This window comes from Sphingobium olei (assembly GCF_042678845.1).
In the GTDB taxonomy this organism is placed as follows: domain Bacteria; phylum Pseudomonadota; class Alphaproteobacteria; order Sphingomonadales; family Sphingomonadaceae; genus Sphingobium; species Sphingobium olei.
On record NZ_JBHTLS010000110.1, the window covers coordinates 1 to 24982 of the forward strand.

19 protein-coding genes and 1 pseudogene are annotated in these 24982 nt (G+C 59.9%); 1 reads left to right on the top strand and 19 read right to left on the bottom strand.

Features of this window, described 5'->3' with window-relative positions:
* Positions 1 to 126: 126 nt before the first annotated feature.
* The 13 genes and pseudogenes from ACFQ24_RS07410 to ACFQ24_RS07470 form a co-directional block, all read right to left on the bottom strand.
* Positions 127 to 730, bottom strand: a pseudogene (locus ACFQ24_RS07410) (IS91 family transposase); the annotation flags it as partial.
* Between the two features lie 273 nt (positions 731 to 1003).
* Positions 1004 to 1600: a tyrosine-type recombinase/integrase gene (locus ACFQ24_RS07415; protein ID WP_380910180.1), complete on the bottom strand. Its 597-nt coding sequence runs from the start codon at positions 1598 to 1600 to the stop codon at positions 1004 to 1006.
* A 448-nt stretch (positions 1601 to 2048) separates the two neighbouring features.
* A complete protein-coding gene (locus ACFQ24_RS07420) occupies positions 2049 to 6713 on the bottom strand; it encodes a hypothetical protein (RefSeq protein WP_380910182.1) in 4665 nt (1554 codons plus the stop codon).
* Positions 6714 to 7280: 567 nt separating this feature from the next.
* Complete coding sequence (locus tag ACFQ24_RS07425) at positions 7281 to 7718, bottom strand: RES family NAD+ phosphorylase (RefSeq protein WP_380910184.1); 438 nt, start codon at positions 7716 to 7718, stop codon at positions 7281 to 7283.
* Positions 7715 to 8212, bottom strand: coding sequence for a type II RES/Xre toxin-antitoxin system antitoxin (gene parS / locus ACFQ24_RS07430; RefSeq protein ID WP_380910186.1), 498 nt, complete (start codon positions 8210 to 8212; stop codon positions 7715 to 7717). Before parS ends, ACFQ24_RS07425 begins: the two co-directional genes overlap by 4 nt.
* A gap of 563 nt (positions 8213 to 8775) precedes the next feature.
* Positions 8776 to 11727 carry a MobF family relaxase gene (gene mobF, locus ACFQ24_RS07435; RefSeq protein ID WP_380910188.1) on the bottom strand — a complete coding sequence of 984 codons (2952 nt, stop codon included), beginning with the start codon at positions 11725 to 11727 and terminating at the stop codon, positions 8776 to 8778.
* Positions 11724 to 13727 (bottom strand): type IV secretion system DNA-binding domain-containing protein, encoded by a 2004-nt coding sequence (locus tag ACFQ24_RS07440; RefSeq protein WP_380910190.1) that lies wholly within the window; start codon positions 13725 to 13727, stop codon positions 11724 to 11726. Before ACFQ24_RS07440 ends, mobF begins: the two co-directional genes overlap by 4 nt.
* The gene (locus ACFQ24_RS07445; RefSeq protein WP_380910192.1) at positions 13724 to 14026 is read right to left on the bottom strand and encodes a hypothetical protein; all 303 of its coding nucleotides are present in this window, start codon (positions 14024 to 14026) and stop codon (positions 13724 to 13726) included. Before ACFQ24_RS07445 ends, ACFQ24_RS07440 begins: the two co-directional genes overlap by 4 nt.
* A 918-nt stretch (positions 14027 to 14944) precedes the next feature.
* On the bottom strand, positions 14945 to 15883 hold the full coding sequence (locus ACFQ24_RS07450; RefSeq protein ID WP_380910194.1) for a DUF2493 domain-containing protein: 939 nt from the start codon (positions 15881 to 15883) through the stop codon (positions 14945 to 14947).
* Between the two features lie 384 nt (positions 15884 to 16267).
* Positions 16268 to 16483, bottom strand: coding sequence for a DUF6117 family protein (locus ACFQ24_RS07455; protein WP_380910196.1), 216 nt, complete (start codon positions 16481 to 16483; stop codon positions 16268 to 16270).
* A 12-nt stretch (positions 16484 to 16495) separates the two neighbouring features.
* Positions 16496 to 17506: a DUF2493 domain-containing protein gene (locus ACFQ24_RS07460; RefSeq protein ID WP_380910198.1), complete on the bottom strand. Its 1011-nt coding sequence runs from the start codon at positions 17504 to 17506 to the stop codon at positions 16496 to 16498.
* A gap of 92 nt (positions 17507 to 17598) precedes the next feature.
* Positions 17599 to 18060: a DUF736 domain-containing protein gene (locus tag ACFQ24_RS07465; RefSeq protein ID WP_380910227.1), complete on the bottom strand. Its 462-nt coding sequence runs from the start codon at positions 18058 to 18060 to the stop codon at positions 17599 to 17601.
* A gap of 293 nt (positions 18061 to 18353) precedes the next feature.
* Complete coding sequence (locus ACFQ24_RS07470; RefSeq protein ID WP_380910200.1) at positions 18354 to 19514, bottom strand: winged helix-turn-helix domain-containing protein; 1161 nt, start codon at positions 19512 to 19514, stop codon at positions 18354 to 18356.
* Between the two features lie 489 nt (positions 19515 to 20003).
* Here ACFQ24_RS07470 and ACFQ24_RS07475 point away from each other — a divergent pair, with 489 nt between their 5' ends.
* Positions 20004 to 20396, top strand: coding sequence for an HIRAN domain-containing protein (locus ACFQ24_RS07475; RefSeq protein WP_380910202.1), 393 nt, complete (start codon positions 20004 to 20006; stop codon positions 20394 to 20396).
* 12 nt (positions 20397 to 20408) lie between these two features.
* On the opposite strand, the gene ACFQ24_RS07480 is transcribed toward ACFQ24_RS07475, so the two are convergent.
* The 6 genes from ACFQ24_RS07480 to ACFQ24_RS07505 all read right to left on the bottom strand — a co-directional run bounded on the left by ACFQ24_RS07480 (position 20409) and on the right by ACFQ24_RS07505 (position 24940).
* On the bottom strand, positions 20409 to 21212 hold the full coding sequence (locus ACFQ24_RS07480; protein WP_380910204.1) for a fructosamine kinase family protein: 804 nt from the start codon (positions 21210 to 21212) through the stop codon (positions 20409 to 20411).
* Positions 21213 to 21411: 199 nt separating this feature from the next.
* Complete coding sequence (locus ACFQ24_RS07485; RefSeq protein WP_380910206.1) at positions 21412 to 21597, bottom strand: hypothetical protein; 186 nt, start codon at positions 21595 to 21597, stop codon at positions 21412 to 21414.
* A 198-nt stretch (positions 21598 to 21795) separates the two neighbouring features.
* Positions 21796 to 22590 (bottom strand): hypothetical protein, encoded by a 795-nt coding sequence (locus ACFQ24_RS07490; protein WP_380910208.1) that lies wholly within the window; start codon positions 22588 to 22590, stop codon positions 21796 to 21798.
* A 73-nt stretch (positions 22591 to 22663) separates the two neighbouring features.
* Positions 22664 to 22966, bottom strand: a complete 303-nt coding sequence (locus ACFQ24_RS07495; protein WP_380910210.1) for a hypothetical protein — start codon at positions 22964 to 22966, stop codon at positions 22664 to 22666.
* Positions 22967 to 23113: 147 nt separating this feature from the next.
* A complete protein-coding gene (locus tag ACFQ24_RS07500) occupies positions 23114 to 23695 on the bottom strand; it encodes a hypothetical protein (protein ID WP_380910212.1) in 582 nt (193 codons plus the stop codon).
* A 54-nt stretch (positions 23696 to 23749) separates the two neighbouring features.
* Entirely contained in the window at positions 23750 to 24940 is a 1191-nt protein-coding gene (locus tag ACFQ24_RS07505) for a DUF932 domain-containing protein (protein ID WP_380910214.1), read from the bottom strand.
* Positions 24941 to 24982: the final 42 nt, after the last annotated feature.

A 24982-nucleotide genomic window follows, 5' to 3' on the forward strand; every position in this document is an offset into this window, starting at 1 on the left:
TTTCGGGAAATATGGCTCAAGCCGCGCCATCTGCTCGTCCGTCAGCCAATACAGGTCGCTCATGCTCAGTCTCCTTACGGAGCATGAATCAGATCACGCCTCTCACATCAATGGGTCCTGACCCTAGAAGACCTCGATGATGATCATACGCCCACGGCAGCAGGGACAGGGTGGAAGCAGGTCGAGAGGTCTGTCCGGTTCGCCCTCGTCGGGTGCCGGCGGGACGATGTCGAGGAGTTCGCGGGCACGCGCGAGATTGGTTTTGCGCGAGGAACTGGCGAGCAGCCCATAGTGGCGGATGGGGTGGAAGCCGCGTGGTAGGACATGGAGCGGAAGCGGCGGATAACCTCGTCTGCGCTGATCGTCACGATGTCCTGCTGCTCGTCGCCGGCACACCGATAATCTTTATAACGGAACGTGACGTTCTGACGGTCGAACGCTACCAAGCGTCGGTTCGAGATCGCAACCCGATGGGTGTAGCGCGAGAGATAGGCCAGTGCGGCCTCTGGACCAGAGAGGCGGTTTAGCATAAACTACTCACCCTTTTTCCTGACCGGCGGCAGGTGGCGATGGACCCGAAGAAGGTGAGTTTGCTGGTGCGGTGCAACTGGATCAGTCGCGTGAGAAAGAGGCGGCGGAACGGTGTGCCTAAAGCCCGTACTGGCAGGAGAAAGGCCGGTCGCAAGGATATCCATCGCGTCCCGTCCAGCGTAATACCACCACCCGGCATGAAGGCGGCATTGCCTTTGTCTTCAACCTCAAGCTTCATTCGTTCCGACGGGATGCGCTATACCGGTCGCGTGCAAAGTACATCGGGACGGGACCAGTCTATCCCGTCGAACTCGTCCCAGGTTGCGGCGCGGAAAACTCCGACCCGCACCTGTGTCAAGGCGAGGAGCCTTGACGCGAGTTTCACAAGCATTCCACCGGTCGAACGGTCCACCGTCAGCTGGAGCCGTGAGGCTCGACAAGGCGGGCATTCGGCGGCCGCGAGGGGTGGGTTTCAGCGCATCGCGAATGTCATCGATCTCATGCAGAGCTCCCGCCTAACGAGCTGTTCGCCCTTGGTCCAATTGAAGATCGCACGAATGTAACCGCGCACGCGTTTCGCTGTTTCTATCGATCCACGCCGCTCGATCTTCCGAAGGGCGTTCAGCACCATCGCGCCATCGATGCTGGCGATCGGTACGGCACCGAAGCAGGGATAAATGTCGTTTTCGAGGCGGTGGCGGACTCGTTTAGCGTTAGCCGGCGACCAGAGCGGCCGCTGTTCCATCAGCCAGATTTCAGCGATCTTCTTGAATGTCGCCTCGGTAGCGGTGATCTGGGTCTGCTTTTGGCGCTTGGCCTCTACCACCGGGTTCTTCCCCGCGCGAATGAGCGCGCGGCCTCTTCGTGCAGTGCACGGGCGTCGGCCAGACCTAATCTCGGGAAGGCGGCCGATCGTCAGCAGCCTTTCCTTGCCGCCGAAATCATATTTGTAGCGCCAGGATTTGGTGCCGGTGGCAGCGACGAACAGATAGAGGCCGTCCCGGTCAGATAGCTTGTAGGGTTTGCCGCGCGGCTGAGCCGCTTTCATGGGTGCGAATGTGAGAGTCATCGATACCCCGTTTTCGGATCTCGATACCCCGCCAAATACCCCGCGATTCGCGAGAAGCTATGACGCCGCATGATAAGAAGAGTCACAGGAAAGCCCTTGAACAAGGACTTTCCTATATCACATGTAAGACATGCGCCGAAGCGATGGTGGGCCCGGCAGCTCCTAAAATATAGTGCTAAGCACCTGATTTTAATAGGAAATGTCTGCCCACCTGATCACTCTACCCCAGAATCTACCCCACTTGTAGGAAAGTGTCGATTCTAGGGACTTTTTCTCCCAAAAATTCAATGACTTAAATCAAAAACCCCACCTTCTCTTCCTCCATCCATGTGTCGCCACGGATAGGTTGCGAATTCGGTAGGCTTTGACCTATCTGTTCTAACTATGTTCACACAAAAATATCAATAGCCGTTTCCGATCTACTAGCGCTACCCTTATCCGATCGCGCTCAATCCCTCCCTTTTACGAGCGGCGCCCGCCGTGACCAGGGAGCGACATCATTGACAATGTCTCGCCCGAAAAGCCGCTTGTCGGTCTTCTGATCGATCTTCTTGGCGGCATGTGTGAGATCTTTAATGCGCCAGCCGGCAAAGAGCCGTTTACGTTCCATGAGCGGGAATCCTGAACCCGGTTCGGGCCATTCGCGGTGCATCCACTCGATCGCTCTTCGATCCGCACATGTTGCAAGCAGGGTCCAGGCAGCGAAGGCGCTCTCTCCATCGCCGGCTGTCCAGAAAGAATTCCACCAGTGGCGAGCAGCATGATCGCGGTACCGAACTTCGCCCCACTGGGCGTCACGGATTTGCGTCTGTGTCTCGCGACCATCCGCAAATCGTGGCTGTATATCCTTACCTGGTGAGAAGCCTTCGAGCGCCTTTCCTCGCTCCTCGCGGCACCGCACACCCGTCGCACGGTCTTCTGCAGCAAAATTGAGGAGCCAGTCTTCTCTACCCGCCGCCGCTGCTGCAACGGCGATATCCAGCAGCATGTCATCATTCCAGGTGACATGCGGCTTCAAAAGATCCTGGAGTAGGTCATTGATTTGATCGGTGGGGGGAGCGGACAGAAGCATCAACACCATTTTATCGATACCCGCAACGCCGACAAATTTGGAATGCAGACTTGCTTTGACGCCAATCCACAGCGCAACTCCACGATCCAAATCTACTTTAAGCAGAGCCTCTGTAAGGGCAATGAAGAATCCTTCCGCCAGCCTGACGCGCTTCTTGAATGCAGGGCTTTGGCTTTCCAGGCCCTCGAGCCAGGCATCAACTGTTACACTTGCATGATCCAGCAGCAGAGCAAGATCATCGGCTTCCATGCGCACCAGATAAAGGCTGGCACCCGAAGACCGCGCTGCTTTTATTCTTTTCTCAGCGACCTCGACCGCGCGGCGTGCTGCCTCAGCACGTTGATCCTGATCAAGCAGCGCCTTGAGTTCCTCGAGCGGATTACTTCCCCCCTCAGATCCGACTGTCAGCGTCATCGCCGATGGCTCGAACTCCTCGACGCTGACATTGATCGTGATCTGAGGGCCTTGATCTGGCGCTTTGGCGGGGCGGCGCACGATCCGGTCTAGTATTTCGGCCGCCAATGCCACTTCTGCTGGCGCACCGCCACGTTTGCGGGCAGTAGATGCGATGAGATGAGGAGCAAGTCGGGGCGCGACAAGTTCGAACGGATAATTGAGCGTTCCAGCAGCCAAAGTCATTGATCCCACATGGGATTCGTAATCGTCCTCCGGCGTCCAGGACCAGTTCGCATCCCACAGCTTCTTGGCAAACTGCTCTGGCTGGCAGCGCGCGAGAGCGGTGAAAGCGGACCGTCGCACCTCAGAGGCGGGATCGAAAGCAAATTTCTCCAGCCATTCCGTGGCGACAGGCCCAAGCTCAGTCGCCATCAGACTCAAAAGCAGCGCGAGTTTGGAGACGATCTCAGGCTGATCATGGCGATGCACCGTGACCAACCTTTCGGTCGCGGCTGCGTCGAGCGGCTTTAGAAATGGGTTGGCATTGGTGAAAAGCTGCGGAAAACGCGCCGCCAGGATGGCTTCTACCTGTTCCTCAGCATTCAAATCGAGAAGATCAGGCTGTAAAAGAAGCTGTCGATTACCTTCGTCTGCATCTGTCTCCGTGTCATTGGCTATTGCTTCGCGTGCAGTTTTCAGAGCGATTTGTGTGTCTGCATTGCCTATTAGGAGCGCGTCATAAGCGGCATCGCCCAGCGCTGGCGGAGACTTGTCCATGGATGCAAGCGCAATCAGCCTGCACCGGGCAAGCTGCGCTAGGCTCGCGGGCGAGCAGCGTGCAAGAGCAGGCGCCAAATGCTCAAAGTCGAGATCTTCTGCCGTCCGGTCCGGTCCCCCATTGAATCTTGAGGTCTCGAACGCTTGCGCGACAGCTTTCATATCGCCGATCGCCTGATCGCCGATTACAAGCGTTGGATCCCACCAGTAATGCTGCAGCCGGCGTGCTCGCGCAAGCGCCGCTATTCTTGTATCGCGGAGCACCAATTCGGCATGGCGTCGTTCCAGTCTGAACAAGCTCGACACCGGATCTGCTTCATAATCCTCATAGGCGGGCCAGGCGTCGAGGCGCGGGTTGAGATCGCGCGCTCGATGTTCAACAGCCAAATCATTTGAAAGCCAAAGCAGCAACGCGGCTATCCGATTCGCAATGAGCGGTTCGACACCCGGCTCAGCGGTCCGGCCGAGCAGATCTTCTGCTCGCTCCAGAAGAGCAGCAGCCGTTTCGCGAAAGTCGAGCTCGTTCCAGAGCGTCAACCATTTCAAGGAATTCCAGACGTCAAGCCGTCCCCTCACAGCCAAATGAAGGGCCGCAAGTTCGAACAGATCGATGAAGCCGGCAAGCGGATATCCCTCAAGCAATGCTGGAACATGAGCGAAGGCCGCACCGTCAATGCGCGGCACCATCTCCACCTCGAGCCCAAAGATGAACCGTTTGCCATCTTTGTCGGATCCCGTGCGGGTGATGATTTGCTTTGCACGGTTCTCTTCCGCCTCTTCAAGTCGGCTGACGCGATCATCGACATCGCGAGGAATGATGCGCATCCAGCGCGTCACGGCTTCAACGACATAGCCCCTTACCGTTAAGTCGTCGCGCGGGATCGTGCGCAGCCCATCAATCGCGAGATCTCGCGCAGCTGCAAGCGCGCTCGTCGTGATGGTTTCCACAGCATAGAGGAGTGCTTGCGCGATCTGCGGAGACAATGCCGCAACATCGTCACGGTGATTTTCAGGCAGGTTCTGCGTCGAGAGCCAAGCTGAGACTACGACGTTCGCAACGCTCGAGGGCAGGGCTTCTGGCGAGGCACACAGGATCGCCACTGCCGCCCGCAAAATCTCGCCGCGTTCCGAAAGGCCCGATATCGGCCCCAGCCATGCATCGAGCGCGGAATTGGCAGCTTGCGCGGTGTCACCTACCTCGCTGAGATGCGTGAGAATAGCGGCACCAAGGGCATGCGCAACCGTAGAAGGACGCAGGGTGATGCGGCCATTGGCGTCCGTGTCGGAAAACTGGCTGTCCACGATGTCACTCAGACGCCCGAAAACATCGTTGGGCGCTAGCGTAGGCCGGTACGCAGATCGCTCCACGTCGCCGCGCGTAAAACGGGAGCTCCCCTTTGCGCGCAGTTCCCCAGCGATCGTCTGAAGCCACTCGCGCCACTCAATTTCCGAGAAAGTACGGCCATTACGGATTCCGAGACTGTCTCGCCCGTATTCCCACAGCAGGCCATGCACCGTAATCCGGTCAAAGCCATTGAGCTGATCGCGGAGGCGCAAAACCAAGTCGAATAGGCGCGGTACACTTGCATGGGGCACAAGCTCCTCGCGGATATCGGACCGCTTAAGTCCACGAGCTAGGAGCAACTGATCAAATTCGCCCCCAGGAGCTAGGTCATAGGGACCGATGTCGATCCGCCTAGGCGGAACAACCAACTGCACAAGATTGCGAAGCTCGCTCTCGAGAAAGAGTGGCCGACAGGTCGAGACTATCCGTACACGTCCAGCAAAGGGTGCCACCTGCAATTGCTGATGCAGGTTGACCCACGCCGCATCGGTGGCCTGGTTCAACCCGTCCAACAGCAGCATGAAGACTGGCCCCTCCGCATCCGGTCGCGCCAGCAGTTTCTCGAGGCGCGCAGCCCAAAAGCCTTGATCCTGCACTGAGGTGATCTCGAATAGACGAGAGGCGAGAAGTGCCTTAACGTCAGCTACTGTAAGCCGCGACCCGATCGGCACCGCGCCTGACGGGATTACCAATGGAATGGCAAGTTGGTCAGCATTGGCTGCAAACCAACCTAGCGTCGCCCACGTTTTCCCCATCCCTTCGTCGCCCACGACGGTGGCGGGCGCTGATAGCGAATTGTTGAACCAATCATCAAGCTGCGCGATAACATTTTTGCGCTCAATGAATGTAGCATCGGCACCTCCTGCCGCGTCCTGTCCCAAAGCGGCCACTGCTACCGCAGAACATGTCCAAAGATTATTGAGCCAATGGCGCGCACGCTCCTCCAACGACCGGACACCCGGCTGCCAAGCAGACAAGTCACGACGAAGTTGCTCCACCGCAGGCGTCACCATGGGATCGCCCTCAGCGATCTGATTGGCACAGTCTCCTGCTACCGCCCCGGCTATCTCAGTTACAATGGCCGGCGCATATGCGCAAAGTGCGGCAAGTCCAGGATAGCTATCATTTTTCCAGTCTATAACCAGAACGGGAATGCCCAACTTTAGGCCACTCTTAAAAAGGCTCGTCTCAAGCTGCTCCTTGGCCTCACGCGTCGCGCCGAGGACCCAGAGTTCAAGCGCACTATCACGCTGTGAGGCCTGTTCGAGCTCACCTAGTAGCTCCCGCTCGTTGAGGGGATTAGTATCGGCATAGCGCTTGGTCTCAATGCGAAGGCGTCTTCCCTGCCGTCCGGCGGTTCCACCGTCCGCCCCATGCTGGAAGCCGGATTTAGCGACCGAGATGCCAATACCGATCATCTTTCCGACAAGTGCCGCCACCAACCGTTCGAATATGGCCGGATCGAGAGCCTGAAGTTCGGCTTTGAGAGTGGAAAGTGCGGTTGCGGGCGCTATGCTTGTCATGGCTGTGAGATAGATCCCGCTCGATCGCTTCACAATCTTGACTCGGAGGGTTGAGGCCTGAAACATTCACACAAATATTGTTAACCGCTCGGAATTTGTCTCGGGATCTCCCGGCCATTTCACAAAGGGAGTGTCACTACGCAATAGGCTGCGCAGCTTATCGCTTCTTTACCGGACCGCCGCGCGACTGTTCGACACTGAGGAGATGTCGCGATCAACCAGCCCTTTTGGCACAAGAAATGGATAGAGGGCGGTTGAGCCGACTAGCATCATACAGCCCACAGCTATCAATCAATCGGTAATAAACTGCAATGCGCGGGCCTGAGCAAGGGTAGAGACACCTTTCCCCTGACACCGTCGCTGACACATCTGGCGAAGCATGATGCAACCGGGCTACTATAATCCGCCCAACTGGTGATGTGAGAAGCACCGCTCGCGAAATCTAGTCGACCACGTCCATCGGAGCAGCCCGGCCTCGGCGGAAGGCGCGCACATCAAAGCGGCTTTTTAATCTGCCGTTCCTTCGCGGCGGCAAAAACGACGCAGTACATTTTGAAGTTGGTTCTGTTAGGCTAACAGCCGCGGATCTATCCTGAAGGGCTCGTCCTTCCGGACAATGATCCGCCCCATGTCCCCATGTCGAACATTGATCAACGCATTCCATTCCTGCGGCACCACGACGCTGCGGACGAGCATCGTGAGCGCGTCGCCGGCGTCGAGGAATGCGTCTCCAGATAGGAGGCATGCCGCATCGTCCACTGGGCTCGGATCGGCGCGAACCAAAGCTGCGTCATCGGGAATCTCGATGGTCAAAAGTCGTAGATCGTCCGGTAGCAACTCGGCGGGTAGATCAAGATGGACCAGGACCTCGAGAACCGCCAGACTTGGGGTTGCTGCGGTATAGACCATTGGGCGTCCGGCGGAATTCCAGCGACCACCCCAAAGACGAGCGCCTTCGCCGTCGAGCGCGACATGGGCTGCCTTACACAGTCGATAGACGATCACGCCGCTATGCCATGTCCGATCCGCCCAAGAAGGGCTTCGACAGCGCGGGCGCCACGATCCGTGTCCGCCATGGCTATCGGCGTTTCACCGTCGAGCGCACGGGTGGATCGATTGAGCCATTCCTGCGCCTTTTCGGCGCTGCCGAACGTCTCCTCGGCGGCAGCGACAATGCCGACAACACGGAGCATCCGATCCGATTCATCCTGTTCGAGCAGCTGTTCGAGCTTCTTGCGGCGCTTGAAGGTCCGAAGGCTAAGTACCTTGGGCTCAAGCGCATTGAAGCTGAGGCCCGATGTCGAAAGGAAATGATCAACCGCTTGCGTCGGTAAGCCACGCCGGACGAGACGGACGATATCGCGCTCGTTGTGGAGAGGGCCGGTCAGCCCCTCTCCTCCTAGCAATTCCTGAATACGTTCAACGCTCATATCAGCACTCACAAAATGCCGGATTGCTACCGGCGTTTTGTTTTTACGCGAATTGCGCTTTACAGACAAGCCTCGCTAACGCCTCCAGGCCATGAACCACGATGTTGATCACCCTTGCTGATCAACGGGCTGGATTCTCGCGAAAGATCGCACCACCAAAACGCCTCGCGAGGCGGCTGGCCACAGCTGTGGCATAACGTCGCTGGCGGCCCTGGCTGGGGCTATGATACCGCCCTACCGCCCGCCAATAGTCCCGCGTCTGCCCGAGGACAGACAGGAATATCCATCGTGCTGCCTCGGCGTTGAAACAGGGATCGTCACGAAGCCAGACCCGGATCTGAGAAGGTGACCGTGCCAACATGTCGGCCAGCTTTGGTACCCACCAGCTGTTGATCTGGAGCGGTCCGAGATCGTGGCTTCCGTCGCTGTTCCTGATCTCAGCGCCGATCCAGCCTCCTTCCTGGTCACGAAGGCCCCAGAGGGTTTTCTCAAGCCACCTTTGCCCACGGGCCGCGTTGCGGATGCACCGAGCGATTTCTGCTTCCTCGCTGGTCGCGCTCGGCAAAGGCGAAGCAAAACCAGCATCCGGCCAAGCCATCGCAATGCAGATTCCGACCACGGCGAAGCGACAGCTAGCGATCAATGGCATTACGATCCTCCCTCACTTGCTCATCGTGCTGTTGCCGATCCCCTTGCTGCACGTCGCTGTGCAAAGTCTGCCGATCGCGCCCGGGAAGCCGCGACCGAATATGCCGCTCCAGGCGTTCGACACCCAGCCGCGCATTCTCGGCAAATCGTCCGGCCAGCCCACCAGTACCGCGCAAGCGCCGAATGAGCTCCCGTTCGAGCAGCCGGTCTTTGCGGGCCAGCCTCTGTCGGAGCTGCTCCTCGCGAAGGCGGACTATCCGCTCGTCGTGGCGGACAGAAACTGCCTTATTGTGATCCTGTTGCAGCCGCCCGAGACCTTCGAGCGCAGAAGTTTTTTCTCCCGAGCGCGCCGTCAATTTGTCGATCAGCTTTTGCTTGTCTTCCGTCCATAGCTTCACTCCGAAACGGGCGCGGGTGATGGCCGTGTAATAGTTTTGGCCATTTACGAGAGGAGAGCCGACCGGTGCCAGGATATAGGCCCTGTCGTAAGTCTTGGACTGGGCGGAATAAACCGTCTCGCCATACCCGTGGTCCCAGGTCCGGTGGCGTGACAGATCGATTTCCTGGACGCGGCCGTCGCGGTCCCACCTAATGGTAGCAAGCGGCCCATCGAGCTTCTCGACAGTACCCCTCTCCGCATTTTTGAGTTTGAGTTCCTTGGAAACAAGCCGCCACTGGATGCGGTCGCCAACCGCAAGCCCCCTATTCTCTTCCAAGAAGACGTTCACCTGTGCAGCTTTGCTGGTCCGAGGATCCCATCGATGAATGCGTCCCTGATCATCGATCAGACGAACATGCTGCCTACCGTTCTTGTCTCGGCCGATCCCGATAACGCGATATTCGCCATCGCGAACCAATCCCAACGCTGGCTGGTCCCGGCTGAACTTCACAACCTGACCGCCAGAGTAGAAGCGGGCCATGCGCTTTTCCTGATCGCTGTGTCCCCCGGGCGTGAGGATCGCGAGCCTGCTGTCTTCGGCCGCAATGGCCCCCTCTTGCTTGAGCACTTCACGGATCTGGCTGTTGACGATGAGCCGTGTCGCGTTGTCGAGAACAAGGATGTTGGTCGAAGCACGGCTCCTGGAGTTAAGCCGTGTCCACTCGGCCACTAGCCCCTTGGCAAGGTCCTCGCTGGCCGCGCCGCTTACGACCTTATCGAGCGCACCGACCGACACCTCATACTCTCCTGCACGCGCCGCCGTCACAGCGGCTTTCATCGCCTCTGTTTCTTGACGACGGGTCTCTGTCAGTTCGGCGGTCGCCAGCCCAAGCCGCTGCATCAGCCAGAAGGCCTTCCCCTGCTCGATAGCGCCAGTCTGCCTGTTGTCTCCCATCAGGATCAGCCGAGCTCCAGTCACGCGGCTGAGTTCAAGAACCCGCAGCGCCTGTCGATTTCCCAGCTGACCGGCTTCATCAAGGACGAGCACATGATCAGAGGTCAGACCGTGCCCACCGCTAGCAAGCAGGCTGGCGACCGTTCGCGAGGCGATCTCGGCCTTGGCACCCAGTTCGGCGGCAGCAGATGATGTCGGAGCCAGGGCAACAAACTTCTTCTCAGGTCTGGCTGCTGCCCTCAACGAGGCAACGAGAGTTGATTTGCCCGATCCGGCGACGCCGGCAATGCCAGTGACCCGGTCATGCGACAGAGCCATATGAACAAGGGCTCGCTCTTGCTCTGGCGATAGATTTGCGGTTTCCAGTGAGCCGAGGAGCCGGTCGGCTGTCGCTATCGGCGCGGCATCATCCAGCGCCAGGGCAACATGCAGGGAAAGGGATTGTTCGAGTTTCGCTGATCGCCGGCTGGTGCGGCTCTTGTTCAATATGTCGTCCCCGGTCTGATGACGTGTTGCGAGAAGTTTCCGACGTTCTTCATGGTGCGCTACAAGGGGTCTGATGTCGGCAAAGCGAACCTCGCCGACATGAGAAGCTAGCGCCGCAGCATAATGACGGCCAAGCGCGTTGACCGCCTCTCGCCCCTCGGGCTGTCTTATCCCATACAAGGCTGCGCGGGCAGCATCGCCCGGCACGATTTCGACCTTGCGCTCCCCCCGTTCCTCCACCTTTTCTTGCAGGGCTGAGATTGGCTTTTCATGAGGAAGAAGTCGTGTGTGCCATTGCAGGTGAAGGTCCTCCAGGCTTACTTTCAATTTGGGGCCGCGGGTGGCGTAAAAGGATTTTCGGCGCTCGGCCTGACCGACGAAGCCATGCGCACGAGCATGATCATCGATCTGATGGGCTCGCTGGGACATCTCGCTGATAAGGGTGCGTGGCACACCCGATATCTCGAAAAGCCCCCGACGCGGGTCGAATTCAATCTGATATCCGAGTTCGCGAAGGCCATGGGCCAGTTGATTGCGATAGATCTGGCCGGTTGCCATTTGTTCGGTATACATGGCGCGGGTTTCAAGGCTGACATAGCGCTCATCCCCTGCCCGGTTCGTCATGTTGAAGATGACGATATGGGTGTGGAGATGCGGGTCGAGCTCCCGGCTCGCATGCTCGGTGAAGCGCGCCCAGAGCAACCTTCCGGTCGTTTCGTGAACGACCTCCTTTCCCTCCCTGCGACGAAGCTGGGCATGCTCTTCCAAATAGGCTAGCGCGACATCGACAGCCTGCTCATGGGCCTTGATGATCCGCTCGTCTCCGGCCGCTAGCGCCATGATTGATACCGACTTGGGCGCGCTGATCGCGAAGTCCCACCCAGGATGGTGCTGAATTCCGTCCTGCCGATTGCGTCCGAGTTGCTGTCCCGCCACCTTCCCGGCTAGCAGCGCCTCCATGGTCTTGGGGTCGACCTCTCCGGAAAGACCAAGGCCCTGAGCAAGGCTACCGCCCCAGGCTGATATTTCGGCATCGCCCTTCGTATAATAGTCGCCGATGGCATAATAGCGGGCGATGTTTGCCGGTGATCCGGACAGACGGCGAGGATGCATCATGCCGGCCTCGCCTCATCCCGATCCCCCGACGCTCGCCCATGTTGGCGCAGGCGAAAACCGCTCGATGGTCCGAGCAGCGGGGGCGGGCCCGCGGGAAATCCAGCGCTCGGTTCTGCGCCGTCTCGATGGTTCAGTTGTGATGCTTCTTCATCCAACAGGTCATCATCGGGCGGCAGCGGCGTTTCGAGCGGCAGCAGAGGTTGTGGATTCTCCCTTGCTTCGCTACGGCGGCGGGGGCGTGGCCTATCTTCGTTTGGCTCGATTGACGCGCTCGTTTCGAACCGCAACGGCGGCGCCGTCTTCTCCGCAAAGGCAGGCTCGGTCGACGGAAGACCATTGTATTTGTCGACAAAGCGAACGACCGGGAGGTTTCTCCCAAAGCGCAGATAACCCGCGAGATTGGGGAGGTTCGTCACCTCTGTGTGCATCACCAGCGGCCGCGTCACCTGCATCCGCGAGAGATTGACGCCATCGCGCATGTCATTGACGCCGTAGGACATGCCCTCATTGGCTTCGACCTGCTCCACCTGCCCCAGATTTTCCGAGACATGCTTAGCTGTCGGGGTGTCGTTGGCCCGGAGCGCGACCCAGGTGGAACAATAGCCGGTGATGGCCGCGGCATCCTGGATGCCATAAGTGGCTTCCAACTGCGGATAGGACTGGAACCCCAAGATGCCGCACCCACCATATTTTCGGGCGCGAGCGAGAAAGTCGCTCAGGGATGGCAGTTTCTGGAGCGTCGGAAGCTCATCGATCACGCAATAAAGACGACGCTTGCGGTCGGCTGGAAGGCTCATGATCGCGCTGATCGCAATGTCGAGCCAGACCGTCACCAGGGGTCGAAGGGAGGGCAACTGGTCTGCTTTCACGGTGATGAAGAGCCAGCTGTCATCCTCCTCATTGGCGACCCAATCCCGGATCGAGAAGCCGTCGGCGGTATCGTCGAGATAGGAAAAGCTGCGCATGACGGAGGCGAGTTCTGCGCGGATGCCAGCCGAGGTGCGGTCTCCTTCCATCGAGATGAACGCTGCCGCGTCGGTACCCTCCGCGAATGCCGCCAGGGTCTTCAAGGGACTGCGCAGGATCGTGTCGAGAAGAATGGAAACCAGCATCCGATCGCTGCGCGCGAGCTTGCGAAAGACGGCGACCAGTGTTCCGCGTGCAGCCTTCGCCCAGAAGGGATCGCCACCTTTGTCCGGGATCGTAGACTCCGCGATCTGATCATAATGATAGTCTCTCGGGACATCGACCCAGGGCGACCATCGGTCGGCCCGTTCATCGAGTGGATTGAGCAGGATGTCGTGGCCTGGGCGATAGAATTTTTCGACGAAGGTGCCGGCCGTGTCATAGACGATGGCACGCTTGCCCGCCTTGCGCATGCCGGCCAGCATCTTGAGGATGATGTTCGTCTTTCCCGTTCCCGGCGCCCCGCAGATCAGGATGTGCTCCGGCTCGAATGCGTCGGGGACAGGGACACCACCGATCGAGAAGCTGCCCTTCTTCGTCCGCCACAGGAGGTGCCGGAGTTGCCGCGCGGTTCCGAACCGGGCTCCGCGCAGGAATTGATTCGAGCCAAGGCCCCGTCCCGTCCGGGTAAAATAGAACCAGGCCCATACGAGCATCAGAAGAGCGAATGCACCCGAGAGAGCCGCCCCATAGACCAGGTGATGCTCCATCGCCTGCATCGTCTTTATTGCGACAGGCGATCCCAGGAGCGCATCTGAACTGGTCCAATATTGTCTGCCCGAAGGAGTTCGAAAAAGGAGTGGCGCTCCCCCCGGCACATCACTTTTCAAGGTGGCCTCGGCAATCTTGAAAGCAACGAAGCGCTCATAGTCGCTGGACTTCTCCAGCACATACCAGACCATTCCGCCGATCCAGATGACCAGCCCTGCAAGCGTCGTCTGAAAGAAGACCTGGGTGGTCATCCGGACATTATGGACGATAGCCTGCCCGCCACGGGTCCAAGACCCCAGCGTATCGTTGCGGAAGATGCTCATCGCGAACCCTCCCCCGCTTCGAGCAGGCCCCGTTCGAGGAGTAGGGCGCGGGCATCCTCCATCCCTTTCTGGAGAATGTCAGGGCGCCTCGTTCCCACCGATGCGGCAAGGATGGCGAAGACCTGTATGAGGGTCGCCTGCACCTCATCGAAGCGGCCATGATAGCCGCCCGCATCCGTTCCCTCGAATCGGTTGAGGATGTCGCGCACATAGTCGGGAACGGTTGTATCGGAGGCTCGAGCGCCCCCGACGAGGCGCTCATAGAGCGCGTCCTTGAACCTGATCGTAATTCTGGGCAAGCGCCGAACTCCTGTCCGACGCCTGATCGCAATGATGAAGCAGCGCCCTTATACGGCACCAACAGGCTGATCTCAAATGCTTATGTTGGGACGAGGCGGCAGCCGAATGGTGCCAAGGCATATCAAAGAGTTACTGAGAATTGGCTGCCGATCAGTGCCGACCGGCGTCAATCAGTGCCATTGGCTCCGAGCGAAAAACATCCCGGAAACCCGCAGAAACCCTTACGATTCGCGCCCGCAGCACCCGTGCGTACGGTGCATTACAAACGGCCTGGAGCCGTGCGTCCTTCTTCCGCAGCGGTTCAGCCGCTGCGTCAGCATCGTGCCGGTAGGCGCGGGGCTCCCCCGAAGGGGGCTTGCACTGAGGCCTCTTGCACATCGGTTGCGACCTCGGCCAAGATGGAGACGGCGGGCAGACCATCGCATCAAAGGAGCTATGGTTGTGCCAAAAATGACAGACAGAGAACGACTTGCGGATCTGGAGGCACGGGAGAGAAAACTCGCCCAGGAGGTGCTTGGCGCCCGCCGCGCTTTGCGCGGCAAATATGCTTTGCTGGTGGAAGATCTCGCCGTGGAGCATCTGAGCGAGCGCGCCTTTCGCGACATAGTGGACCACGCAATTCGGATCGGCGGAGAAAGGGCAATGGACGCTCTGCGGAGCGCCATCGCCGAGCGCGGCAGCAGCCCTCCCCCTCCCAAGCCAACCCGAAGGGTTGTCCCTGCAGCGAGCACGGCGGAGCCGCGCGCAGCTGGCCAGGGTCAGCCCGGCTGAGCCTGCATCGGCGCGCGACGGGCGCGGACGGAGGGCGCATGGCGCCTTTCGTCCGGGTCCCCGAGCGCGTCGATTCTCTCCCTCGCGACAAAAAGATGGGCGGCGGAGCCAGACGCTCCGCCGCCCATCTGCCTTCGGTCCTTGCCTTATCGCGCAGCTTCGCCACGATGTTGATCTGCGATTGCGAAGAAGTGTGCCGGGATGCGATGCTTGCGCACCTCCCGGGCGAGATGGCTCTGAAGTCCGGACCCTTCGCACACCACTGCTTCGACCGGCCGCAACCCGATGAGTTGCTCGTTGCGCGCGAAACCGGCCCGGTTCCCTAGCTTGCGGTTGAGGGTGAATGTGATGATCTTGCATCCGCTGCGCGCGGCCCAAGCTGCCGCGATGGCATCGCACCCCTTGTCCTGGGCGGTGGTGGCGAGGATCATCGTAGGAATGCGCGCGCGGATATCGTCCAGCGCAGTGTAGATCAGGCGGTGGTCCTCCCACATCTGCCCTCCCGAAAACAGGACGATCGGGCCCTGTGGCGCCTTCTGATCGATCTGACGCTTGCGACGGGCGGCGAGGAAATCAGTGGCCGCAATCACTGATGCGGTGCGCTTCGAGGATGTCAGCGATGCCCGCGGCGACGACCAGGGCCTGCCGGTTTCCGCGCGGAATGTCGCGGCGGCATAATCCCTCATGCAGGCGACCGCGTCCTGCGTCTCGTCGAGTGATTGGCAAAGTAGCTGCGCTTCCTCCAGCTCCACTGTGCCGACCTCGCTCCCGTCTGCCTGCTCGATAAGCCGCTTGACGTTTTGCGCAGCCTTGTCGGCCTGCCCTTCGATCTGGCTGGCGACCCTGTGGAAGCTGTGCACAATCCCCCATGCGATCTGGTCGGCAATGCCCTCCAGCCGCGTGTCGCGCAGGACATCGAAGAGCGTACGGACGACCATTTCGGTCGCCTGTGCCACCACCTCGGCATCCGGCATCGGCGCGTCTGTTGCATCCTCGCCCGCTACGATGCGGTAGCGATCGGTAGTTTCCACAAAGGCTTCGGCGAATAGATCCAGGGCTGCGTCATGGCTGAGCATTTTGGTCATCGGAACCTCCTTCTTCTTCAAGAGGCTCCCCTCCCTGCACGGGCTCCGAGCGGCGGGGTCAAGGATCGCGAAGCGACCGCGAAGCGGCGCTGGGGGTCACGATTTTCTTTGGCGGCACACCATTCAGGCGATGGCGCGGGAGGACAGTCCCGCCAAAGAAAATGGTGGGGCCCCGGCGTCCTTGAGGCCGACGCGGTCCCGTGCCAAAATAGGCAGTCGTTGAGAGAGAATTTTTCTTGAAGTGACCTCTCGACCTGGAGCTTTCTTCCTTTCCGCCTGACCTGCCGGTGGGCGTTAAACCTCCCACGGTTCTGAATGAAAAAAGGGACCGGCAGCGGAGTGCGCTACCGATCCCTTCAGATTAAGCCGCCGGCCCTCCCGCCCTCATGAAGGCGGAAGATAGGCGTCATAGGGGTTGCCCTCAGCTAAATGACCAAAGGGCGTCATGACATAGGCGCTGCCGTCTCGACCTACGGCGCAGATGACGTATCGGGGCTCGCCAGTCGCCACGTCCTGACATTCCATCAGCGCGAGAGTTTGATCGGCTGCCGCGCGCAGGAGCGTCTTGAAATTATCCCTGAGATAGTCCGGGATCGCCATATCCACCTCCCGTCAATGAACAGGGCGCCGACGGCTGAGTGCCATCGCTCCGGTATCGACACATTGATCGACCTTTCGGAATGCATGGATCGGAATGTCGGCCTGACGCAGGAGTTGATAGAGGTTCGCCTGGATGCCAGATCCCTCGCACAGCAGCGCCTCGACGGGCTTCAGGTCAAGGATCTTGCGGTTCCGGGTGAACGCTGTTTTGCGCCCCGATCCGTAGAGACCGTAGACGACGACCGGAACCCCGATTTCGGGGCGCGCGGCCCAGGCCGCCGCGATCTGATCGACGCCGCGCCGCTGACCGGTGGTGACTAGCGTCATATGCGGTACCCGGACCTTGATCGCGTCGAGCCGATCCCAGATCTGCCTCCAGTCATGCCAGTCGGCGGGTCCCGTCACAACGACGATCGGCCCCTGGGGCATGTGCCTTTCTCGCGTCGCAAGTTGCCTGGCACGAAGGAAGTCCAGCGCCGCAATCTGGCTCGCGCTTGATGCCGACGATGCCCTCGTCCCGCGCGCCGGCGACCAGGGCCAGCCCGACTGGGCTCGGTACATTTCAGCGGCATAATCGCGCATGCATTCGATCGCCTGACGCTGCTCGGCGGTCGACTGGCAAAGGAGCTGCTTCTCCTCAAGCGCTGTCGTGTAAACTTCGCTGACGTCGGGGTTGCGGGCAAGATCGCCCACCTCCCTGGCGAGGCTATCTTCGCGCTGGTGGAGTTTTCCGGCAACAAAGTGGAAGCTGTTGACGAGGCCCCAGCCGATGTCGGCAGCGAGCGGCTCCAGCCGCGTTCCCGTGAAGAGATCGAAGATCGCGGCAATGATGCCCCCGCATTCCGCCTGAGCGGCGAACGGCTCGGGCATCTCATGCTCGCGAGGTTCCTCACCCGGTTCGACGATGGACAGGCTGAGCGGGTCGCCAAAGGCAGCCTGAAATTCGGGGGTGGCCGTCATCTGGGCGTAGAGGGTCGGCAGATCGGCGAAGCGATCGACGCTCGCGCGGAAATTCGTAACCATGGCACTTCCCTTTCATTATGAGGGAGATCAGGACGAAAAAAGGCCGGGAAAGCATGGTGCTTTCCCGGCCTCGTGTTGCGGATTTGAATCGGTCAGTTGGGGAACTGCTCGTCATAATCCGAGTGCATCATCAGCGCGCCGTCGGCGTCTGCGGTGCTTGCACCAAAGCCGCCGCCAGCCCCTTGGCCCTCGGTCGACCGCTCGGGACTGTCCTGCGCAGCGCCGAAATCATCGCGCATCTCGGGCCGGCGCCAGGCTACCCGATAACCCTCGGCATCGGTGCCGAACAGGGCGATCGGCAGCGGCTCGTGGAGGCTCGGATCGTCGATGGAGCCTTGCAGGAAGCTCTCCCCGGTCTTTTTGGCGGTTGCTTCCCAAAGGGCACCGACCTGTACCCAGCGGCGGCCGACATTGAGGGCGACAACTTCGAACACCGGTGCACGCTCATGCATGCTCTGCACCGGGCGCAAACCGACCATGGGGAGGTCGATCGTGCGGGTGGCGATATGGCCCTGAAGACGACCCTTCACAGGCTTGATTTCACCGATATTCATGACTTCAACTCCTTGGATGATGCCACTCTCGACCATTCGAAAGCGACACCTTCCAAAATCCTCCTCCCCTCTGTTTCCTGCGCTCTCACCGCGCGCCGCCGTGTGAGCAGCATGAGAGGTCTGCGGCATCCACCACCGCTCCTGCGCTTTCACGTCGGCGCGGCGGAGGGAAAAGGACGATATCTGCTGGGATTGGACACGTCGGGCGGAAAAGCGGAGCGAGAAGGCCACCGAAGAAGGATGGATGGACTTCGCATGGCTGCGCCTCAGCATGGCGCCTCTCTGTCACGAAGTCAGGAGATCTGGATCTCTGGAAGGCCGAGCCAATCAGCCAATATTTGCAATTCGACCAATAGGGCGTCGCGCGCTCCATCCGGCGCCCCGACTTCCATATGGATGGAGTGGATAATCAGCCGTCCGGATTTCCGATCAGCCTTGAGGTCGGTGCGCGCGACGATCCGGTCTCCAAGAAGAAACGGCAGATCATAATAGCCATGGGTTCGCTTGACGGCTGGTGTGTAGATGCCGATCCGATAATGGAAGTCGAAGAGCCGTTCCGTGCGTGATCGCTCCCAGATCAGGGGATCGAAGGGCGACAGAAGCGCCGCAGAATTGATCCGACGCGGCACCCTGGCGTCCCGGTGCAGGTAGGAAAGGCCGGATGCGCCTTCAATCCTCACCGGCAGCAGGACAGCCTCCTCCTGGAGGTCGGAAATGGTATCGCGTGCCTCATCGGGCTTCAATCGAAAATAGTCCCGAAGCTCACTCGCCGTTGCGATGCCGAGCGATCTCGCCGACCGCTCGATAAGCGCGCGCTGGGCAGCAGCGGGTTCTGGCGTCGGCAACGCCAGAATGTCCGCCGGGATGACACGTTCGGTCAGATCATAGACCCGCTCGAATCCACCCCGGCGGGTCGCGGTCGTGACATGTCCTGACCAGAAGAGCCATTCGAGGATCTGCTTGGCTTCACACCATTCCCACCAGCCGGCACGGCTGCGCCCTCCTTCAAAATCGCCCGCAGCCATCGGCCCGTCGGTGCGAATGCGGTCAAGAAGCGCCAGCGCCTCCGCGCGCCGCTCGCCCGCGAAAATCCGCAGCCCCATCCAGCCGGCTTCGCCACGATCAGCCTTCGCCATGCGCCAGCGAAGCGTCGGATGCAGGTCTAGCGGTAGGAGCGACGCCTCATGCGCCCAATATTCAAACAGGCGCCTCTTCGCGTGAGGCCCCCATGCGGCATGGTCCAGCCAATCGCGATCATAGGCTCCAATGCGCGAGAAGGCTGGCAGATAATGAGCGCGGGCGAGCACATTCACGCTGTCGATCTGATGGAGACCAAGCGCGCTCGTCGTGCGTGCAAGGGCCGATTTCGTGGGAACGCCAAGGCGCGCCTTTCCAAAGCCTTGGGCGGCGAGTGCGATGCGCCGGGCCTCGGAAAGGGATATCGTGTCAACCATGAGCGACGAGACTTAGTCGACGAATGCGGCTAACTTCAACATTCTGAAATCGCTGGCGCTGCCCGATCGGGGCACCGTATCAGGGGGACAAGGAATAAAGGGGAGAGCCGGGCAGGTCACAATGGCTGGCTCAATCCCCCCATGCTGCGCCTCGCCATGCCGGTCTTACCGGCGGCACCTCTCCAGATGATGTTGTCGGCGCGACAGCAGCAGAGCATGGCTACGCTGGTCCGAGACCAAAAAAAAGGCCGATCCGAAGACCGGCCATTTAATTTTTAGGAGAGGATGCCTGAAAGGCACACCCCGTATCCGTCGAATTCGGATTTGCTGCAAGTGCGAACGGGAAATTCATGATTGCAAAATATGCAGTTAGCGCGAGGCTGCCACTTTCCGTAGCGTAACGATCCAAGCTTCATCGCCTGAATGTGCTAATCCGTCTTGGCGGGCAGCAAAGGCGATCTTATCGACTTCGTTATGAGTCGCCCGGATATGAGCCTCGCCGTCGTCGGCGCCATCCATGATAATAAGGATCGCAGCAACCGGCTATTCGAAATCCAGCTCTGCGCTCCTGGCGAGTCGGTCGATCTTGTTCCGGAGCCCAAAAATCCCTTTGACCCGTCCGCTATCGCCATATTCAGCGTGCGCGGCATTCAGATCGGCTATGTGTCCGCGGAGCGATGCGGCTGGATCGGCGCGCGCATGGCACAGGGCGAAGAAATTCGCGGGATATTCCAGGAAGCCGTCAAGGGCGGCGCGATCATCCGCATCAGCTTCAGCGGCGAAGATCCCATCCTGCCGCCTCCCCGCCCGGCAAAGGTCGAAAGAGCAGATGCCGAGGGGGATAGTGGTTTCTATCCGGACTTTATTCCACCCGACGATTGAGATGGTAGAGGACTATACACCGGCGGCGTTCAGCGTCTCAAGCACCGTCTGGCGATAGCCGTCCCCGAATAGCCGCAGATGGACCAGTAACGGCCAGAGCCGGTAGATCGCCTGGCGTTTCTCCCAGCCCGGAGCGAGACCGCACGCCTCGTAAAAAACCGCAGGTGGACGATCGAAAAGGCTCAGCATGGCAAGGTCGACCTCACGGTCGCCATGATAGCAGGCGGGATCGATCAGCGCGGTGACATGGTCGTTAGCGACAAGGATGTTTCCACCCCATAGGTCGCCATGCAGCAGCGACGCAGCCGGGCGCGCCGGCAAGAGGTCATCCAGCCTGTCGGCAAGGGCGGCGACCCGTTCACCAACATGCCTGTCGACGAAGGGAATATGGCAACGAAGGCGGTTGGCAGCCCAGAAGGCAGGCCATGCGTCCGCGCGGTTATTGACGATTTTCACGGTACCGAAGGCATAGTCATGGACCCAGCCATAACTCTCACCCAGCATTCCATGGACCTGGTCCAGTATCTCGGCGAGGTGCACCCAGGATCTCGACAGCTTACCTCCTGTGGGCATGTCAGACAGGAGAAGCAGGTCTCGCTCGACGCCAAGGATTTGCGGCACCGGCGCGCCGGTTCTGCCAAGCGCACGGAGCATCGCAGCTTCCGCGTCGGCGAAGACAGTCTCCTTGGCGATGACCGTCTCGCCATCGGCGATAAACAGCCGCTTCACAGCAGAAAGATCGCCTCCGCTCAGTGGCTCGGCGCGAAGGATTTTGCGCGACAGAAGTTGCGCTGCGCGCGTGCGGGTGAAACTCATAGATTTGGTCCGGTACGTGTCGTGCACGCAGAATGCTAGGCGTCGAAGGCTGATGTCGCGGAATAGCCGTCGCGTCTCCATCTCGCTGTCTTACAGTGAAATCTGGAAGCCGCTCCTCGTGCGAACAACTTTCATGATCAGCCTGCCGAGCGAGGAGAGCGGAGGGAAATGGCAGGCATTACCACACAATATGACAGCATCACCCTTTTGCCTCAGGGTCCTGCGCATGTCGTAACTGCCGCGCAATTTCGACAATCTCGCGGGCGCGATCAAGGCTTCCCGGCGGCAACTCGCGATATCCCTGATCATCGACCGGCAGACTCTCTATTTCGTCGAGGATTTCTGCGGATTCGATGAACAATGCCCTCAACTCACTATTAGTCATAGCTATACTCCAGAACCGTATTCTCCATTAGACATCTCCCCTCGAGACAAAGATCGGTCTCCTCGTCAACATCAGTGCGTAAAAAGTTGGCCGGCTCGATCTCGTTGCAACCGCCGAAAGCGAGGCGTCATCGTCCATCAGGCTGGTAACGTCAGCCCCCTGACTTCGGCATCGCGAACTAACTTCCTCCCCACGGAGTCAGCAGTCCAGATTGGTGAGGCGAACCATGATATGTGGATCGCCGCTGCCGCCCGCACCAAGCTCGGCGCGGCACAGCGCAATGATCCTGTCCCATATGTGTGCAGGCATGTCGCTGTCGCTGCCCTCACCCGATAGGCTTGGGTCAACCAGAACTACGACATCTGACCATTCATCGGGATCGCCGGACTTGTGCCATGTGAATTTTGGCCGGTCGTCCATGAGCCATCGGCGGAAGGCGGGATCCTGGAAGATGTCGGGTGCGTTAAATGACAGGCTCCGCCCAGCAGTCACATCGGCACGTTGCCTTACCGGCGATATACGGCCCGCGCTTTCGCCGCTCGCGCTAGGCAAACCCGACGCCAATGCCTGTGAGAGCGCTTTGCCAGTAGACTGAATTTTCACCCGATCAGCGAAGATCGCGCAATAGCCGCCGCCGAACTCGCCCGGACGTGGCCGGGAGCAGGTGACGGCCCATTCAAAGCCAAGGGGTTCGCGAGCAAGCGTGGCCTGACAACAGCGCTGGATGATCTGGGCAACGCTCCATGGCTGAAAATCTGTGGTCCCCGAAATGAGCGCGGCACAATGCGCAGGGTCTTCAAGACCATTTCTCCCGCTGAGCTCTGCGCCGAGCGACGGAAAGAGCGGATCGTCGAACAGGGCGAGCAGGCCACTCCAGTGGTCGTCCCCATCCGTCGGCGGAAAAGCCGCGAGGAATTCGGGGCTGGGATCGTCAGGCTCGAACTCTGCGTCGAGATTGGCGCATGCGAGGAAGGCCTCTTCAAGCAGCGCCATCTCGGCGTTGGTACAGCGGATGACGAAGCTCGCAGAAATGAATGTGTCTGCCATGGTGCCAGGTCCAGTCAGATCAAAAGTGAGAGGGGGCCGCCGCCGCGCCGATGAGGAAACGGAGCTTCGCCCAGGCTGCCTCTTCACCAGAGCGCACTCCGCGATTGAGACCGCGCGCGTAGAGGCGGAAAGCGATCGCGGCCATCTCCGGCGTGGCTGTGGCCGGGATGAATTCGAGAAAATTCTGCTCGTCGTCCCGAAGCTCAAGCATATCGGCGTGGCTCAGCAGATGCGTGAGGGCCACGCGCGCCGGCGAGTTGAGTTCGGCGAGTCGCGCATTGAAGCGCTGAACAAGCGGATCATCGGCGGGGAAGTCAGACATGATCAAAACTCCAGCAACGAAGAGCCGTCCCAGCCCCCGTCAGCGGGCCGCCGTCTCGGGACAGATCGAGGCAGCAGCCACACTGGGCACGAGGCTGGGGGCAAAGAGGGAGGGACGACGCGCGAGGACCGGCGACCTGAGAAGTGATCAGGGGCTTGCTTCGCCCGACGTCCACCAAGCGGCAGCTGCCTCATCGACCGATTGGTGGAGACAATTGTCGAAGCAGAAGCGCTGAAACTCGGGTCTTTCACTCAGACCCGCGACATTAAGCCTTGCTGCCAGTTCAGCACTGAAGGTCTCGAGCGGCGTGGCATCGCTTGCCGGCACCCATTTCGCGAGCTCGTCGCTCTCTGACCCGCAAAGATCGCATATCGTGCATTCATAGCTGTCGGAGAGATCCCATTTCTGGGTCTCGACGTCCCAGCGCACGCAAGCGTCGCGAACGAGCGTATCTGAGCCGCAGCGGCTGCAAACCGGCTTCACGGCCCCCTCGCCCGCCCCCGGAGGGGGCTCAGTTGGATCAGGCGGCAGGAATTCAATATCGTAGCTGAGGTTTGGAATGCGTTCGTTGAAATAAGCGCAGTTTTCCGCCGCCTCGCGGATTGCGGCCCAGACATCGTCGCCCGCGCGTGTCTCAACGCGCATCGACTCCGTGGCGAAGACATCGCCGTCGCAATAATAGGTAATCCGCACATTATAGGCGTGCGTCATCGTTGGCGTGGTTGCCATGCTCATTCTCCTGGAAAAATGAAGATCGTCGGCAGCTTGCCGACATGATGCGGGTTAGCGGGCGCGCTCGAGAAGCTTGCGAGCCTTGCCTTCGAGTTCGAGCCTACCGTCCTGATGGGGCCGACTGCGGGCGACCGCCGTGATCCCCTGAACAAAATCATAAACTGAGGCAGGCGGGTGCCCCTCTTCCGCGAGGACGGCGGCAATGATCTTTCCGGTCTCAGCCTTGGAAAAGCCTTCCTTGCGCAGGAAGCTCTCGCGATCCTCGTCCTTGCGTGCCACCACGGCAGACCTGGCCGCGGTGATGCCATCGATAAAGGACCGGGGGGAACTGTCGGCAAAATGGGCTAGCGCCGGCGCCGCCTCGTGGGCGAAGCGGTTCGCCGCGAATTTCGAGTGGCGGATGTTGATTTCCTGGAAGTTCTCGACGCCCCATAGATTGCGGTTTTGACAGACGGCGCGGAGGTAGAAGGTCGCTATTCCCAATGACTTGGAACCGACCTCTGAGTTCCAGCAATAAAATCCGCGAAAATAAAGATCGGGATCGCCATTGGGCAGTCGGCCCGCCTCGATCGGATGGAGATCGTCGACGAGAAACAGGAAAACGTCGCGGTCGGAGGCATAGAGGGTTGTCGTGTCGCTGCTCACATCGACATGCGGATTGTAGGTCATGGATCCCCAGTCGAGGACGCCTGGCACCTTCCAGCGCGTGTCGCCCGTGCCGTTACCCGCGATCTTCATCACCGCGCCAACCAGTTCATGATCCCAGATCCGGCCGTAATCAGGTCCGGTGACGGCGCGCAGCTCGGTGCGACCATCGCTCGTCTGCAGCATCTTCACATGCTCGCCCTGATGGCGGATCAGGCCATGCTGGAGATTGATGCCGGCAAGGGCTGCTGGAAGTTGGCGCAGATAGGAAGCCGGCGCGCCGACCAGACTGCAGAGCTGGCCGAAGGACCAATTGGTCGGCGCGACGGGCTCTTGGTCTTCCGACAATATAAGGGAAAGGCGCTCGGGCTCGTCGCTACGGGCTTCGACGCGAACCGTCCGGCTTTCGACGATACGGGTCGTGGCGCGCTCCGCCCGGGTCCGAACGCTTTCATAGAGGTCACCCAGAGAAAGATAGCGCTCGTCCTGCGGCCGACTGAACCATTCTGACGACACGCGCGAGATGTTTTTCCCGCGCGAAACATCGACCCGGTAGGGGCGCGTGGCAGCGCTCTGAGATGCAGTGATTGCGGTCATGGAAACCTCCAGAATTGGATGGATGGCGATCCGGTGGGCCAT

Bases quoted from the DNA above. Each gene is read 5' to 3' on its own strand.
- ACFQ24_RS07465 (WP_380910227.1), bottom strand. From the start codon at position 18,060: ATGAATATCGGTGAAATCAAGCCTGTGAAGGGTCGTCTTCAGGGCCAT.
- ACFQ24_RS07420 (WP_380910182.1), bottom strand. From the start codon at position 6,713: ATGACAAGCATAGCGCCCGCAACCGCACTTTCCACTCTCAAAGCCGAA.
- ACFQ24_RS07480 (WP_380910204.1), bottom strand. From the start codon at position 21,212: ATGAGTTTCACCCGCACGCGCGCAGCGCAACTTCTGTCGCGCAAAATC.
- ACFQ24_RS07415 (WP_380910180.1), bottom strand. From the start codon at position 1,600: ATGACTCTCACATTCGCACCCATGAAAGCGGCTCAGCCGCGCGGCAAA.
- ACFQ24_RS07485 (WP_380910206.1), bottom strand. From the start codon at position 21,597: ATGACTAATAGTGAGTTGAGGGCATTGTTCATCGAATCCGCAGAAATC.
- ACFQ24_RS07495 (WP_380910210.1), bottom strand. From the start codon at position 22,966: ATGTCTGACTTCCCCGCCGATGATCCGCTTGTTCAGCGCTTCAATGCG.
- mobF (WP_380910188.1), bottom strand. From the start codon at position 11,727: ATGATGCATCCTCGCCGTCTGTCCGGATCACCGGCAAACATCGCCCGC.
- ACFQ24_RS07470 (WP_380910200.1), bottom strand. From the start codon at position 19,514: ATGGTTGACACGATATCCCTTTCCGAGGCCCGGCGCATCGCACTCGCC.
- ACFQ24_RS07460 (WP_380910198.1), bottom strand. From the start codon at position 17,506: ATGGTTACGAATTTCCGCGCGAGCGTCGATCGCTTCGCCGATCTGCCG.
- ACFQ24_RS07455 (WP_380910196.1), bottom strand. From the start codon at position 16,483: ATGGCGATCCCGGACTATCTCAGGGATAATTTCAAGACGCTCCTGCGC.
- ACFQ24_RS07475 (WP_380910202.1), top strand. From the start codon at position 20,004: ATGAGCCTCGCCGTCGTCGGCGCCATCCATGATAATAAGGATCGCAGC.
- ACFQ24_RS07490 (WP_380910208.1), bottom strand. From the start codon at position 22,590: ATGGCGCTGCTTGAAGAGGCCTTCCTCGCATGCGCCAATCTCGACGCA.
- ACFQ24_RS07505 (WP_380910214.1), bottom strand. From the start codon at position 24,940: ATGACCGCAATCACTGCATCTCAGAGCGCTGCCACGCGCCCCTACCGG.
- ACFQ24_RS07500 (WP_380910212.1), bottom strand. From the start codon at position 23,695: ATGGCAACCACGCCAACGATGACGCACGCCTATAATGTGCGGATTACC.
- ACFQ24_RS07440 (WP_380910190.1), bottom strand. From the start codon at position 13,727: ATGAGCATCTTCCGCAACGATACGCTGGGGTCTTGGACCCGTGGCGGG.
- ACFQ24_RS07450 (WP_380910194.1), bottom strand. From the start codon at position 15,883: ATGACCAAAATGCTCAGCCATGACGCAGCCCTGGATCTATTCGCCGAA.